Origin of the sequence: Roseburia sp. AM16-25 (assembly GCF_003473825.1) — a bacterium.
GTDB lineage: Bacteria > Bacillota > Clostridia > Lachnospirales > Lachnospiraceae > Pararoseburia > Pararoseburia lenta.
This window is the reverse complement of the sequence record NZ_QUCW01000004.1, coordinates 129,988-144,771: the sequence shown is the minus strand read 5'-3', so window position 1 is coordinate 144,771 and position 14,784 is coordinate 129,988. Positions and strand designations below refer to the sequence as shown.

The 14,784-nt window shown below is 46.8% G+C and carries 12 protein-coding genes and 1 tRNA gene; 11 read left to right on the top strand and 2 right to left on the bottom strand.

The genetic code is table 11. The features are described from left to right. Positions 1-212 precede the first annotated feature (212 nt). Complete coding sequence (locus tag DW183_RS10790) at positions 213-1,595, top strand: efflux RND transporter periplasmic adaptor subunit (RefSeq protein ID WP_118282010.1); 1,383 nt, start codon at positions 213-215, stop codon at positions 1,593-1,595. Between the two features lie 12 nt (positions 1,596-1,607). Next, positions 1,608-4,640 (top strand): efflux RND transporter permease subunit, encoded by a 3,033-nt coding sequence (locus DW183_RS10785; RefSeq protein WP_118282009.1) that lies wholly within the window; start codon positions 1,608-1,610, stop codon positions 4,638-4,640. 54 nt (positions 4,641-4,694) lie between these two features. Here DW183_RS10785 and DW183_RS10780 read toward each other — a convergent pair whose 3' ends face one another. Together DW183_RS10780 and DW183_RS10775 are read right to left on the bottom strand one after the other, a co-directional pair. Continuing rightward, the gene (locus tag DW183_RS10780; protein ID WP_118282008.1) at positions 4,695-6,029 is read right to left on the bottom strand and encodes a sodium-dependent transporter; all 1,335 of its coding nucleotides are present in this window, start codon (positions 6,027-6,029) and stop codon (positions 4,695-4,697) included. 20 nt (positions 6,030-6,049) lie between these two features. Next, the gene (locus DW183_RS10775) at positions 6,050-7,084 is read right to left on the bottom strand and encodes a 3-deoxy-7-phosphoheptulonate synthase (RefSeq protein ID WP_118282007.1); all 1,035 of its coding nucleotides are present in this window, start codon (positions 7,082-7,084) and stop codon (positions 6,050-6,052) included. Between the two features lie 144 nt (positions 7,085-7,228). Between DW183_RS10775 and DW183_RS10770 the strand changes: the two genes are divergently transcribed. The 9 genes from DW183_RS10770 to xseB all read left to right on the top strand — a co-directional run bounded on the left by DW183_RS10770 (position 7,229) and on the right by xseB (position 14,782). Then, a tRNA-Arg gene (locus DW183_RS10770) sits at positions 7,229-7,302 on the top strand. Between the two features lie 51 nt (positions 7,303-7,353). Beyond that, a complete protein-coding gene (locus DW183_RS10765) occupies positions 7,354-8,616 on the top strand; it encodes an SH3 domain-containing protein (protein WP_243069569.1) in 1,263 nt (420 codons plus the stop codon). 86 nt (positions 8,617-8,702) lie between these two features. Beyond that, positions 8,703-9,416, top strand: a complete 714-nt coding sequence (locus DW183_RS10760) for a pseudouridine synthase (RefSeq protein WP_118282005.1) — start codon at positions 8,703-8,705, stop codon at positions 9,414-9,416. 1 nt (position 9,417) lies between these two features. Beyond that, a complete protein-coding gene (gene ligA, locus DW183_RS10755; RefSeq protein WP_118282004.1) occupies positions 9,418-11,421 on the top strand; it encodes an NAD-dependent DNA ligase LigA in 2,004 nt (667 codons plus the stop codon). Between the two features lie 28 nt (positions 11,422-11,449). Next, complete coding sequence (metA, locus tag DW183_RS10750) at positions 11,450-12,379, top strand: homoserine O-acetyltransferase MetA (protein ID WP_118282003.1); 930 nt, start codon at positions 11,450-11,452, stop codon at positions 12,377-12,379. Positions 12,380-12,445: 66 nt separating this feature from the next. After that, positions 12,446-12,823 carry an Asp23/Gls24 family envelope stress response protein gene (locus DW183_RS10745; protein ID WP_118282002.1) on the top strand — a complete coding sequence of 126 codons (378 nt, stop codon included), beginning with the start codon at positions 12,446-12,448 and terminating at the stop codon, positions 12,821-12,823. A gap of 105 nt (positions 12,824-12,928) precedes the next feature. Beyond that, a complete protein-coding gene (gene nusB / locus DW183_RS10740) occupies positions 12,929-13,363 on the top strand; it encodes a transcription antitermination factor NusB (protein ID WP_118282110.1) in 435 nt (144 codons plus the stop codon). Continuing rightward, positions 13,356-14,582 carry an exodeoxyribonuclease VII large subunit gene (gene xseA / locus DW183_RS10735; protein ID WP_118282001.1) on the top strand — a complete coding sequence of 409 codons (1,227 nt, stop codon included), beginning with the start codon at positions 13,356-13,358 and terminating at the stop codon, positions 14,580-14,582. Before nusB ends, xseA begins: the two co-directional genes overlap by 8 nt. Further along, positions 14,564-14,782 (top strand): exodeoxyribonuclease VII small subunit, encoded by a 219-nt coding sequence (gene xseB / locus DW183_RS10730; RefSeq protein WP_118282000.1) that lies wholly within the window; start codon positions 14,564-14,566, stop codon positions 14,780-14,782. Before xseA ends, xseB begins: the two co-directional genes overlap by 19 nt. The last annotated feature ends 2 nt before the right edge of the window (positions 14,783-14,784 follow it).

Below are 14,784 nucleotides of genomic sequence, written 5' to 3'. Positions count from 1 at the left end.
AGATTTACGGAAAAGACACCGACGGTGCAGAGTCAGAAGACGACTTTGTGCTATCGGTGTCTTTTTGTGTCCGGATATGTACACCGTGTATGGTATAAAGCCCATCCGTGGCTTAATTTATAAAAATTTAAGAATTGAATCTTATGTCCTTCCTTGTAAAAGATAGTCGCTATGCCTTAAAATTAAAGTAAGAAAATGGCAGGTGATTTATTATGGAAAAAGGAAAGAAATTATTGAAAAATAAAAAGGTCTGGGTATTTTTACTTCTGATAATTTTGGCGGTGGCGATCGGCTTTATCGTGGTTGTCCGCAAGCAGAAGCAAAAGGAAGAACAGGTGGCGGAAAAGGTCTATCAGGTCAAGGTCATGGAGGCGGGGGAGACCGGGAGTGATGTAAGTCTTTCCTATACGGGGATTGTCCAGCCGGAAGAAACCATCCAATGTACCTTTGAAACGGTTGGGACGATTGAGACCGTGAATGTCGAAAAAGGGCAGGAAGTCGCAGAGGGACAGATCCTTTGTACCATGGATGCCGGGGATGCAGAGGATCAGTTGGATAGTGCCAATCGGACTTTGGAATATGCGGACAAGACAAGAAAAAATGCGCAGGAATCTTATGAGAATGCCCAGGAGGACTATGCGACAGCCTGCGGTACCAAACGTGAATTGGAAAATCTAAATGATGCCATAGCAAGAAGGGATGAGCAGCAGAAAAAGGTGGATGCCCTCAAGAGCAAGTTGGATGGCATGTCGCAGTACAAGCCGGGCAACGGCAGCCTTGGCAATATGCCGGAGACCAATACCGAGTATTATTCTACCAAGTTGGAACTGGATTCTGCACAAAGCACCTTGGAAGTCTATCAGCGAAATGTAGACAGTGCTCAGGAAGCCTATGATAAAAAGGCAAAAGAAGGGGCAGATTCCGATGAGGCAAAAGCCCAGAAAGAACGGCTGGACTCTGCGCGTGATGCCTTGGATAATGCCAACGAAGCCTATGATAATGCTGCGGACAATGTGGAAAAGGCACAGAGTGCAGTAGATAAATGTACGCTGAAAGCACCCAAGGCGGGATATGTGGTCAATGTTTCTGCGACAGAGGGCAGTGTTTCAACACCGATCATGCCGGCGGTTGTTCTGGCAACGCATGATGTTGTGATCAATTTCGGTGTGTCACAGACAGATATTACATCCCTTTCTGCCGGTATGGCCGCACAGATCCAGATTGGAGATAAGACTTTTGCCGGAAATATTAAGAGCATAGATGTGACGCCGGATGAGAATACCAGGACTTATGCGACGGATGTGACGGTAGATACCGCGGATCCGGAGGTATATCTGGGAGAACTGGCAACCGTTGAGATTAATATAGGAGAACGGACCGGCATCTGGCTGCCTTTGTCGGTGATCCTAAATGATGGCAATGATTATGTTTATGTGGTGGAAAATGACAGGGCAAAGCGTGAGTATATCAATGTCCTGGAAGTCAGTGATGATCAGGTGCTGGTCGAAGGAACAAAAGCAGGGGATAAGATCATCTGCGAAGGCATGAAGCTGGTCCGTACAGGTAGTGCTGTGTCCTATGACAAGGCAGAATAAGGGGGGCAGGGCATGGATAAATTAACAAAAGGTTTATTACATAATCGCTATATTGTGGTATTCTTTCTGGCGATCATTGTTTTACTGGGCGGCATTTCTTATTATCTGGTGCCAAAGCAGGAAAATCCGGACACGTCCATAGCGGTTGCGCTCGTGACGACTATCTATCCGGGAGCCTCACCGGAAGAGGTAGAGGAATACGTGACAGATAAATTGGAAGATGCCATTGGGCAGTTGGCGAATGTGGACTATACAACCAGTATGAGTATGGAATCTGCAAGCGCCGTGATCGTGTATTATACCACCGATGTGACGATCGACCAGGTGGAATCCAAGTTGCGAGAATGTGTATCGGATGTGCAGGGCGACCTGCCGGATATGTGCCAGACAAGTACAGTAAAAACGGATCTGGTCTCAAATAATCAATTTATCATTAGTTTGTCGGGAGAAGACTATTCTTCGGAGGAACTGGTAGCCTATGCAGATACGATCAAGGATCAACTGGAGGATATCGATCATGTGGCATCGGTATCCATTGAGGGCGCCAGCACGAAACAGGTTGTGGTGGAGGCTGACATCCAGAAATTGCAGTCTTACAATGTTTCCATTGAAAATATCTTATCCTTGATGCAGGCGCAGAACCTTAATATTCCGGCAGGAAGTATTGCTTATGATTCCGGTACGGTCACGGTGACCAGTGACGGACTTTTTACCAGCCTGTCAGATATTGAGAATACAGTGATCGGCGGTGCGGATGACAGTCTTTCTTTTGTAAAATTAAAGGATGTGGCAAATGTCTATGTGGAAAACACCAGTGATAAGCATTATGAGCAGGACGGAAAAGGCTGTATTCTTCTGGTCGGCAAGTTTGATGATGGTGTCAATGCGGTAAATGTCGGCAAAGATGTCCGCAGTCAGATCAATACGATCAAGAAGCAGTTGCCGGAAAATCTGGATTTCCATGAAGTCATGTATGCGCCGGAGGCAATCAGCGAAAATATCAACGGCTTTATCTTGAATCTGATCGAAAGTGTCCTGCTGATCATGGTGGTTGTCCTGATCGGTGTCGGTATCCGCAATGCACTTGTCATCAGTACGGCACTGCCAATCAGTGTTCTGGTGACTTTTACGGTCATGTATCTTTTAAATATCGAGTTTCAGTTTATATCGATCGCAGCCTTGATCATCAGTCTGGGTATTTTGGTGGATAATGCGGTTGTGATCAGCGAAGCGATCCAACAGCGCATGAACGCCGGACAGGAAAAAGAAGAAGCCATTGTGGGCGGTGTCAAAGAAACCTGGCTGCCGGTACTGACCAGTACACTTACAACGATCGTGACCTTTAGTATTATCTATTTTATCCCGGGGACGATCGGTAAGGTGGCAGGAACGATCCCTACGGTTGTTATCACATCCCTGATCGCTTCCTATATCATGGCGATGTGCGGTATTCCGGTTTTGGCATATTTCTTCTTTAAACCGGAAAAAGAAAAAGAAAATAAAAAGCCGAATCCGGTGCATAGATTTTTTGACCGCCTGCTGGGGATCGGGCTTCGCTATCCGAAGCGGACGCTGGTGTTTTCCTTTGCAACGCTTGGCGTGGCAGCACTTTTAGCCACACAACTTGGCATGCAGTTTTTCCCATATTCATCAAAGCCGGTGATCTATCTGGATGTCAGTGGAGAAACCATGAATCTGGATGCGACGGAAAAAGTCATAGATCAGGTAGAAGATGTCTTAAAAGAGGATGAACTGGTGGCACATTATACTACAGCCATCGGCGGCGGGCTGCCGAGTTTCTTCATATCGGTACCTTCCATGAATGATGCAGACAATGCCGGGCGCATCATGCTGGAGTTAGATGAGGATGCATTGAAAAAGGTTGGCAGTACGGAAAAGGCTGCTAAACAACTGCAAGAGGAAATCAATGAGAAGGTTACCGGCGCAAGCATTGAGGTCAAATGTCTGGAATACTCCCTGCCGGCAGATGATAAGATCGTTTATACGGTATCGGGGGATGATCTGGATGAAATCAATGCATTTGCGGCACAGATGGTAGAAGACCTGTCCCAGATAGAAGGAACGACGAATGTGCGTGACACTTCCGTAAATGCACAATATGAGTACAAGGTAAATCTGGACAGTGAGAGATTATCCAGTTATGGACTTTTGAAATATGATGTGGTCAAGCAACTCAATACCAGCCTTATGGGGGCAACGGCATCCACTTATACCGGCGCAGAGGATGAGATGAATATAGTCGTTAGGGCAAAGGTGGATAGTCTGGAACAACTGAAAAATCTGCCAATTTCCGGCTCCGTCAGTGATACCCATGTTTTGTTGGGGCAGGTGGCGGACATCACGCTGGAGCCGACTATTCCGCTGATCAACCATTATAACGGAAAGCGGTATGTCAATGTCTTATCCGGTGTGCAATCCGGCTATGTATCCGGTACGATCGAATCAAAATTTGAAAAACAATATCTGGACAAAATGGATAGCGAGGGACTTACCATTGTGGAACAGGGCGAGATGAGCAATATGATGACTCTGGTCGGAAATCTGATCAAGGCGGCAGGTGTGGCGATTTTGATCATATACATTATCCTGCTTCTGCAGTTTAAGGATTTTGGAAAGCCGCTCAACATACTGACTTCCATACCGTTGTCGCTGATCGGCTGTTGCTTTGGACTCTGGATCTTAAACATGAACATTCAGGCGATGGCGCTTTTGGGCATTGTTGCCCTCTTTGGCATTGTGGTAAATAATGGTATTCTTCTGATCGAGGTCATCGACGAGAAACGAAGGAATGGCGAGAGCGTCCGGGAAGCCTGCCGCAGTGCGGTGGCAGCAAGATTTCGTCCGATCATGATCTCTAGTGTTACGACCTGTATCGGTTTGGTACCGCTGATCGTATCACAGGATCCCATGTCAGCGCCGATGGCGGTAACGCTATTATTCGGACTGCTCTTTTCTACCATACTTACCATGGTGGTCGTGCCGACGATTTATTATTTGCGGGAGAGCAAGAAAGAAACAGAATAAGGAAAAGAAAACGCTGTGGGTCAAACCTACAGCGTTTTGTTATGATAGGAATATTTACTTCCAAGAAAAAGTCGCAATGCCATAAATATAAATGATGGCGATGATCACAGGTACCACGAAGGTAAAAATGGGCTTTTGCCAGTTCTTCATCTTAGGCCCGACACCGGTATTGGCTTCCTTAAAGAAATTATCCCATCCCCAGCCAAACTTATGACAGCAGAAGAGGGCGAGGACGAGAGAACCCAGCGGCAGTATGTTAGTAGAAACAACAAAGTCCCAAAAGTCCATCCAGGTCGTCCCTTCAGCAAATGGCTGGAAATGCAGGACATTAAATCCGAGTGCTGTTGTCAGTGCCAGTAAAAAGACGATGATGCCACAGACCAGACTTCCCTTTGGTCTGGACCAACCGGTTAGTTCGCGGACCATGGCAAGAATATTTTCGCAGACACCCAGTACCGTGGAGAGCGCAGCGAAGATCATAAACAAAAAGAATAAGGATCCCCAGACGCGCCCACCGGGCATATTATTAAAGACGGTTGCCATCGTATCAAATAAAAGGCTCGGTCCGGCACCGACTTCCAGATCATAGGTAAAACATGCAGGGAAGATGATGACACCTGCTAAAAAAGCGACTAAAGTATCAAGCGTGATGACATGCAGGGCTTCGCCCATGAGGGTGCGGTCTTTTCCGATATAAGAGCCAAAGATCGCCATGCTTCCCATACCGGTGGAAAGCGTGAAAAATGCCTGGTTCATGGCGGCAACCACGACAGATCCGTTGATCTTGGAAATATCCGGTTTCAGATAAAAAAGTAAGCCTTGTCCGGCACCTTTTAACAAAAGACTGTGGACTGCCAGTACCAGCATGAGCACTAAAAGTGCGCTCATCATAAATTTTGTGATCCGCTCAAGCCCGCCCTGTAAATGGAAGGACAGGATGAAAAAGGCAAGGACAACCGTTATGAACAGGAAAGTCACATTGATCGTTGGACTTGCGATCATGGAGGCAAATCCTAAAGTCTGCTGCCTACCGGCAACAAATTTACAGAAATAATAGACGAGCCATCCGCATACCACGGTGTAAAATGCCATCAGTGCCAGATTACCGATCAGACAGATAATGCCGAAACCACCCCATTTTTGACCCGGCTTTTCCAATTTTTTATACATATTGAGAGGACTGGTCTGTGCGGCTCTGCCGATCGCAAATTCCAAGGTAAGAGCCGGAATGCCGAGGATAATCAGACAGATGATATAGACCAGCATAAAAGAGCCGCCACCATTTTGCCCGCACATCCATGGAAATTTCCACATATTTCCACAGCCGATAGCGCACCCCGCCGATAGCATGATGAAGCCCAGACGACTTCCTAATTGTTCACGTTTCATATAAATCTATAAATCCCCTCTTATTTATTCAACTCGGCGATCATATAAAGCAACTTCTCAGAATCCTCCCATCCAAGACATGGGTCGGTGATGGACTTGCCATAGACCTGATGATCGGAAATCTTCTGGGAGCCTTCTTCCAGATAACTTTCTACCATGACGCCCTTGACCAGGTTCTTGACATCGCTTGAGAACTGGCGGCTCATCATGATTTCACGGACGATACGGATCTGCTGCTTGAACTGCTTGTTGGAGTTGGAGTGGTTGGCATCCACGATCGTAGCCGGATTGACAAGATCCATAGAGGCATACATATCGGAAAGGCGAACCAGATCCTCGTAGTGGTAGTTCTGTACACAGTTGCCATGCTTGCTGACAGCCCCGCGCAGGATCGTATGCGCCAAAGGATTGCCGGTTGTGCGCACCTCGTAACCGGAAAAAGTAAAGTGGTGTGCATGTTGTGCTGCATATACGGAATTGAGCATAACGGAAAAGTCACCGCTGGTCGGATTCTTCATACCACTTGCTACATCAAAACCACTGACGGTCAGACGATGGTGCTGGTCTTCTACAGAACGTGCACCGATGGCAACGTAGGAGAGCAGGTCTTCAACATAAGGCCAGTTCTCCGGGTAGAGCATCTCATCGGCACAGGTAAAACCGCTTTCTGCGATAGCGCGCAAGTGCATTTTACGCATGGCGATCAGACCCTCGACCATATCCGGTGCCTTGGTAGGATCCGGCTGGGAAGCAATGCCCTTGTAACCGGAACCGGTGGTCCTAGGTTTATTGGTATAGATACGAGGAACGATGAGCACACGGTCTTTGATCTTTTCCTGTACGGAGGTCAGGCGGTTGACATACTCACAGACAGAATCTTCGTTGTCTGCGGAGCATGGCCCGATGATGGCGAGCACGCGGTCATCTTTTCCTGTAATGATATCTGCAATCTGCTGATCTCTGTCAGCCTTTAATGCCTTCATCTCCGGTGTTAAGGCAAATTCACTTTTGATGGTGTCCGGATCCGGCATCTTTTTTAAATATGAAAAACTCATGATAATCTCCATTCTGTCGCAGATTGCGACATAAATTTAACAATAACTATATTATAAGAAATTGTTGGCTCTGTCAAACATTGGCATGTTTCTTACATTGACTTTGCCTCGTGATTTTGATAGAATAAACAAGATTTGTATTAAGTAGGCGTAGCGTAGCTGGATAACGCATCGGACTCCGACTCCGAAGATCGCTGGTTCGAATCCAGTCGTCTACATTCAAAACACTATGTGTTGGGGAGACTTTTTTGGAGGTGATATTGTTGAAGGTGAAAGAATTCTTTCAGAAGATAAAAATAGATAAAATTACAGAATTCCTTAAAAAGAATGCGAGATATTTTGGCGCAGCGGCAGTCTTTGTGGCTATGGTACTCATCCTTGCCAGATGTACAGATGGTACGACATCGGACAAGGATCCGATGGCAGGCGCATATCAGCAGTATGCGGAAAGTGACAATCAGGAAGTCAATGACCTGATTACCAAATATTACGAATATTATGCAGCAGGAGATACCGATTCTCTCAAGCAAATCGCTACTCCGATTTCAGATGCAGAAGTCAGTTATATCCAGTTCTATAGTCAATATATTGAAAAGTACCAGAATTTAAAGGTTTACACAAAGCGTGGCTTGGACAAGGATTCCTATCTGTGTTCCGTATATTTGCAGATCAAGTTTGCAAATATAGATACACCGGTTGCAGGGCTTGATTTCTTCTATGTCCAGACCAAGGATGATGGAAGCCTTTACATCAACAATGTATATGGTTCATTCAACCAGTCCAACGGCGAATTTGACATGGATACGGATATCGCATCCTTGATCGCTACCTTTGAACAACAGAGTGATGTCCTTGCTTTGCAGGCAGAAGTACAGCAGGAATGCAACGAGGCAATGCTTGCAGACGAAAATCTGAACACCTTTGTCAATACGACCTTACAGGATGCTATCAAGCAGTGGGCGGCAGATTATAAGGCATCCGTAGCCCAAGCAGCGGAAGAGGCAGCAGCAGCCAAGGCAGCAGAGGAAGAAGCAGCAGCCAAGGCGGCAGAAGAAGCCAAGGCAGCAGAGGAAGCAGCGGCAGCCGAAGCAGCAGAGGCAGCAAACGCTAAGACAAAGGTCACAACCGACAAGATCAATGTGCGTGATGCCGCATCCGAGGATGGAAACTTGTTAGGACAGTTGGCATCCGGTACGCAGGTTACCTGGTATGCAGATGAAAATGGCTGGGCAAAGATCGACTACAATGGCACCAAGGCATATGTAAAGGCAGATTATCTGGCAGATGTATCTGGTGACAGTACACAAGATACAAGCCAGTCAACAAATAGCAGTGCAAACCTGAGCCAGGGACAGGAGATCACACTTGCCAATACGGTCAATGTTCGCGAGAGCATGAGTGAGACTGCTTCCAAGGTAGCAGTTGCATACGCAGGCGAACAGGTCACTGTGATCGAGTCTTATGCGGATGGATGGACCAAGGTCAATTACAACGGCAAGCAGGGATACTGCAAGACAGAATACTTACAGTAAAAGCAGTTTTATAATGTATCTTTAGGGGCAGTCCATATGGTCTGTCCCTTTCGTAGCCTTATAGGAATCGGACAGAAAGGAGACCCATGGCAGAAGAAGAGATCCGCCTAAATAAATATTTGAGCGAAGCAGGTATTTGTTCCAGAAGAGAAGCGGACCGGTGTATCGAGGCAGGCAAAGTCTTAGTCAACGGCAAAGTGGCTGGCATGGGACAAAAGGTTAAAATGTCCGATTGTGTGGAATACTGTGGACGAGAGGTCATAGGAAAGCCCAAGGATGTCCTACTTTTATTCAACAAGCCTGTTGGGATTGTCTGTACGGCAGAAAAGCGGGAGAAACACAATGTGGTCGATTATATTGATTATTCGACCCGGCTTTATCCGGTAGGACGTCTGGATAAAAATTCCAGAGGACTTCTTTTGATGACCAATCAGGGAGATCTGGTCAATCAGATCATGCGCAGTCGTTACCATCATGAAAAAGAGTATATCGTACGCGTAGATCGTCCGATTGATGCAGCTTTTGTAGAGCGTATGGCAGCAGGAGTCTATCTGTCAGAACTGAAAGTTACGACCAGACCCTGTAAAGTAGAAAAGTTATCCAAATTTACTTTTCGCATTATTTTGACCCAGGGACTCAACCGCCAGATCCGCCGCATGTGTATGGAATGCGGTTATCATGTACGGGATCTGGAACGTGTGCGCATCATGAACCTGACGCTGGACGGTATCGCGGAAGGGCAGTATCGCCCGATCACTGCGTCAGAATTTGCTGAGTTACAGAAATTACTTAGAGGTTGATATGGATATTAAGGAAGAAGTAAAAGCATTACGGGAACAAATCGAATATCACAGCAATCGTTACTATAATATGGATGCACCGGAGATTACAGACTATGAGTATGATATGCTCATGCAGCGTCTAAAGCAGATCGAAAAAGAGCATCCGGAACTGGTGGACGCGTCTTCTCCGACACAAAAAGTCGGTGGCAATGCCAAGAGAGAGGCAGGAGTACTGGTGCGTCACAATGTGCCAATGCTGAGTTTGCAGGATGTCTTCTCTAAGGAAGAGGTCATGAACTTTGTGGCAGAAATGCAGGAAAAACTGGAAGATCCTGAGTTTGTCGTTGAGTACAAGATCGATGGGCTTTCCATGTCCTTGCGCTACGAGCAGGGCAAACTTGCGCTGGCAGAGACCAGAGGTGATGGCATCAACTTTGGCGAGGATGTTACAGCAAATGCCAAGGTGATCGAAGATGTAAAGACGACCTTAAAGGACGCACCGGACTATCTGGAGATCCGTGGAGAAGTCTACATGACGGAAGCCGCTTTTTCCCATGTGAATGAGACGCAGGAACTGCTGGGCAAAAAGACTTTTGCCAACCCAAGAAACTGTGCGGCGGGCACGCTTCGGCAGTTGGACAGCAAGGTGGTAAAGGAACGCCATCTTTCCATGTTTATTTTTAATTTACAGCAATCGGTGGGACGGGAATTTTTGACCCACACCGAGGCATACGAATATATGAAATCCCAGCACATCCCGGTCATTGAGGATTACCGGGTCTGCCACAGTGGCGAGGAAGTCTGGGATGCCATCTGTGCCATAGGGGAGAACCGTGGCAATCTGGCGTATGATATTGACGGAGCGGTGGTCAAGATCAACCGTTTTTCCGACCGCGAACTTTTGGGAAATACATCTAAAGTGCCACGCTGGGCGATCGCCTACAAGTATCCGCCGGAGGAAAAAGAGACCAAATTACTGGATATCGAATTATCGGTAGGGCGTACGGGGCGTATCACACCGACTGCCATTTTTGAACCGATCCGTCTGTGTGGGACTTCGGTCAGCCGGGCAACCCTGCACAATCAGGATTTTATCAATGATCTGGATATCGGGATCGGCGATACCATCCTTGTCTACAAATCGGGAGAGATCATTCCAAAGGTCAAAGAGGTATTACATGACAAACGTCCGGCCGGGGTAAAGACCTTTGTGATCCCGGATAAGTGCCCGGTGTGTGGAGCGCCGACCTATCGGGAAGAAAACACGGCAGATATCAAGTGTTCTTCTGCGACCTGTCCGGCACAACTGGAACGCCATATCATCAATTTTGTGGGGCGCGATGCCATGGATATCAAAGGATTTGGCACAGCCTATATTGAGGAACTCATCCATCAGGACTATCTGCACGACATTGCGGATATTTATGGACTTTATGAATACCGGGACGAATTGATCGAAAAGGGTATCCTGGGCAAAGAAAAAAATACAGATAAACTTCTCGGAGTGATCGAGGCATCCAAGGAGAATGATGCCTACCGCCTTCTGACAGGACTGGGCATACCGGGGATTGGCAAAGCAGCGGCAAAATCGCTTTTGGACTATTTTGGTTCGATCGATGCGGTAGCAAAGGCAGAGCCGGAAAAACTGGTCGAGGTCAATGATATTGGCGAGATCAGTGCAAAAGCCATCTATGCTTATTTTCGTGATCCGGTCAGTCTGGGGATCTTGGAGCGAATGCAAAAGCACGGTGTCAATATGGCACGCCTTCAGGCAGCAGATAGTGACGATGTGCTGGCAGATCTTACATTTGTGATCACAGGAACACTCCCCGGCATGGGAAGAAAGGAAGCAGCAGAATTGATCGAACGCCACGGCGGCAAGGTCAGCAGTTCTGTTTCCAAAAAGACAAACTACCTACTGGCGGGTGAAAATGCAGGAAGCAAATTGGATAAGGCGAACGCTTTAGGAGTCACCGTGCTTACAGAGGAAGAATTATTAGAAATGCTTCAGGCCAAAGCCTAGAGAATAGAGATAGAAAGAGGGGGCAATTATGCCGATCAAAACACAGAGCGATCTGCCTGCAAAGGCGATCTTAGAGCATGAAAATATATTTGTTATGGACGAGGAAAGGGCATTGCATCAGGATATCCGCCCGATCGAGATCGGGATCCTGAACCTTATGCCTTTAAAAGAGGATACGGAACTGCAGATGCTGCGTTCCCTGTCAAATTCCCCGCTTCAGGTAGACATTACTTTTATCGCAGTGGAGAGCCATATTTCAAAAAATACGTCCATGAGCCATTTGAACAAGTTTTACCAGACCTTTGGTGACATCAAAAACCGTAATCTGGACGGCCTGATCATCACGGGAGCACCGGTGGAACTGCATGATTTTGAAGAAGTGGATTACTGGGATGAACTGGTCGAGATCATGGAGTGGTCAAAGACCCATGTGACCTGTACTTTTTACCAGTGCTGGGGCGCACAGGCGGGGCTATATTATCACTACGGTATCAAAAAGGAGATCTTAGATCAAAAGATCTTTGGTGTCTACAAGCACAGGGTGCAAAACCGCAAGATCCCATTGGTACGCGGTTTTGATGATTATTTCATGGCACCACATTCCAGACACACCAGAATGGACGAGGATGCCATCCGAAACAACCCGGATCTGATCGTGCTGGCAGAGTCGGAAGAAGCAGGCATCTTTTTGATCCTGTCCAAGGATAACAGCCAGATCTTTTGCATGGGACATCCGGAATACGATCGTTTGACCCTGGATAAAGAGTACAAGCGGGATCTGGAAAAAGGCATGGATATCCAGATGCCGGTCAATTATTATCCTAATGATGATGTGAACGAAAGACCGTTTTTACAATGGCGTTCCCATGCAAATTGCTTATATACCAATTATCTGGATTATTATGTCTACCAGATGACACCGTACGATTTGCACTGGCTGCCAAAAGACAAAAGATAAAAAACTTCCCAATTTACGGGAGGTCTGATATAATAATGCTAAGAATATGTTTAGGAGGCTACCGATATGGCAGAAGATAGAAAGAGTTTTGTTATCAAAGAGAGCGAAAATGGTGGGGTCAATATCACAGATGAAGTAGTTGCAATCATCGCAGGACTTGCTGCTACAGAGGTGGAAGGTGTATCTTCTCTGGCTGGAAATCTGACCAATGAAGTGATCAGCAAGGCTGGGATGAACAAGTTATCCAAGGGTGTAAAGATCATCACAGAAGAAGAAAACAAAGTTGCAGTACGTTTGGGAGTGAATATCTCTTATGGCTATGAGATCCCAAAGATCTGCCAGCAGGTGCAGGACAAGGTCAAGAATGCGATCGAGAACATGGTCGGACTAGAGGTCATCAGCGTAGATATCAAGATTGCATCTGTAGCGGTTGCAGGGGAATAATTCTTTTGTTTTATCAAGGATTGCGCTATAATCAAGGGTGTCTGAAAAGACATCCTTTTTTACCATATTATCAATACATTGAGGGAGCGAAAAAGGTCTATGACAATGACAAGAAGACAAATACGAGAAGAGATATTTAAGATCATCTTTCAGGCGGATTTTCATGCGCAGGAAGATCTACCGGAACAGGTAGACCTATTCTTGCAGGATGAGAGCGAGCCGGAGAAAGAGACAGAAGAATTCCCGGTCAAGAGCGATAAGGAATTAGAACAGGAAAAATACATTGCTGACAAGAGCAGTGACATCTTTGCACACGTTGAGGAGATCGATGCGATCATCGATGAGGCAGTGGAGGGCTGGAAGACCAGCCGTATGGCAAAGGTCGACCTGTCTTTGATCCGTCTGGCAGTCTATGAGATTCGATATGAGAAATTGCCAAAGGGCATTGCCATCAATGAAGCCGTAGAACTGGCAAAGACCTATGGCACAGATCAGTCAGCAGGATTTGTCAACGGAGTATTAGCAAGGATCCATGAATAAAAATATCTATGGTGTAGGGCAGGTCAATGCCTATATCCAACGTATGTTTGCAGAGGATTTCTTACTCCGTGATATCCGTATCAAGGGAGAGGTCTCCAACTGCAAATATCATTCCAGCGGTCATATCTACTTCACCTTAAAGGACGCAGGCGGAGCGATCTCTGCCATTCTCTTTCGCGGGAACCGTGTCAAGGGTCTGCGTTTTCCTATGAAGGATGGAGATAAGGTCGTGGTCACAGGTTCCGTTTCCGTCTATGAAAAGGGCGGTACCTATCAGATCTACGCAAAAGAGATCACGCTGGATGGGGCAGGAGATCTGTATGTACGTTTTGAACAGTTAAAAAAAGAACTGGAAGAAATGGGCATGTTTGCCGCAGAGTACAAAAAGCCTATTCCCCGTTTTGCACAACGGATCGGCATTGTGACGGCACCGACCGGCGCAGCCGTGCGGGATATCATCCAGATCTCCAAAAGACGCAATCCTCATGTATCCATTGCCTTATATCCGGCTTTGGTACAGGGCGAGGGCGCCGTGGAGAGTATCATTTCCGGTATCATGGCGCTGGATGCCATGGGTTTAGACGTTTTGATCGTCGGCAGAGGCGGTGGCTCGATCGAAGACCTATGGGCATTTAATGAGGAAGCCGTAGCCAGAGCCGTGTTCAACTGCAATACACCGGTCATTTCGGCGGTGGGGCATGAGACCGATACGACGATCTGTGATTTTGTGGCTGATCTACGTGCACCGACACCGTCGGCGGCAGCCGAACTGGCAGTCTTTTCCTATGAGGAGGTCGCTGGTGCTTTGACATCCGTCCAGGTCCGTATGCAGCAGTCCATGCAGATGCATCTGCAAAAGGACAGACAGACCTTGGAAGGGCTAAAAAGGCAGATGCTGCTTTTGAGTCCAATGGGGCGGCTCAATGAGAAAAGACAGTATGCCATGCATTTGGAAGACCGTTTGCAGCAGACGATGCGAAGGAGGCTGGACGGCTTTGATGGGCGGATGCGGCTTTTGGCAGAGCGTTTGGAGGGCATGTCGCCTTTGAAAAAACTGGCACAAGGCTATGCCTATGTAGCAGATGAGAGCGGACATTGCCTGTCTTCGATAAAAGGCGTAGCCATAGGAGATCCTGTGCAGGTTTATGTGCGTGACGGCAGGATGCAGGCTGTCATAAAAGAAATCGATGAGGATGTAGCATGGAAGAAAAAGAATTGACCATAGAACAGAGTTTTGCAGAAATTGAAGAAATCTTGAACAAGTTAGAGTCCAATGAAGTGACTTTGGAGGATTCTTTTTTGTTATATCAATCAGGTATGCAGCAGATCAAGCACTGCAATGACCTGATGAATGCCGTAGAGCAAAAGGTACAGATGTTGAACAGTAATGGTGAGTTAGAAACATTTGAAGAGGTGTAGTT

Bases quoted from the DNA above. Each gene is read 5' to 3' on its own strand.
- DW183_RS10790 (WP_118282010.1), top strand. From the start codon at position 213: ATGGAAAAAGGAAAGAAATTATTGAAAAATAAAAAGGTCTGGGTATTT.
- DW183_RS10785 (WP_118282009.1), top strand. From the start codon at position 1,608: ATGGATAAATTAACAAAAGGTTTATTACATAATCGCTATATTGTGGTA.
- DW183_RS10780 (WP_118282008.1), bottom strand. From the start codon at position 6,029: ATGAAACGTGAACAATTAGGAAGTCGTCTGGGCTTCATCATGCTATCG.
- DW183_RS10775 (WP_118282007.1), bottom strand. From the start codon at position 7,084: ATGAGTTTTTCATATTTAAAAAAGATGCCGGATCCGGACACCATCAAA.
- DW183_RS10760 (WP_118282005.1), top strand. From the start codon at position 8,703: ATGGCAGAAGAAGAGATCCGCCTAAATAAATATTTGAGCGAAGCAGGT.
- ligA (WP_118282004.1), top strand. From the start codon at position 9,418: ATGGATATTAAGGAAGAAGTAAAAGCATTACGGGAACAAATCGAATAT.
- metA (WP_118282003.1), top strand. From the start codon at position 11,450: ATGCCGATCAAAACACAGAGCGATCTGCCTGCAAAGGCGATCTTAGAG.
- DW183_RS10745 (WP_118282002.1), top strand. From the start codon at position 12,446: ATGGCAGAAGATAGAAAGAGTTTTGTTATCAAAGAGAGCGAAAATGGT.
- nusB (WP_118282110.1), top strand. From the start codon at position 12,929: ATGACAAGAAGACAAATACGAGAAGAGATATTTAAGATCATCTTTCAG.
- xseA (WP_118282001.1), top strand. From the start codon at position 13,356: ATGAATAAAAATATCTATGGTGTAGGGCAGGTCAATGCCTATATCCAA.
- xseB (WP_118282000.1), top strand. From the start codon at position 14,564: ATGGAAGAAAAAGAATTGACCATAGAACAGAGTTTTGCAGAAATTGAA.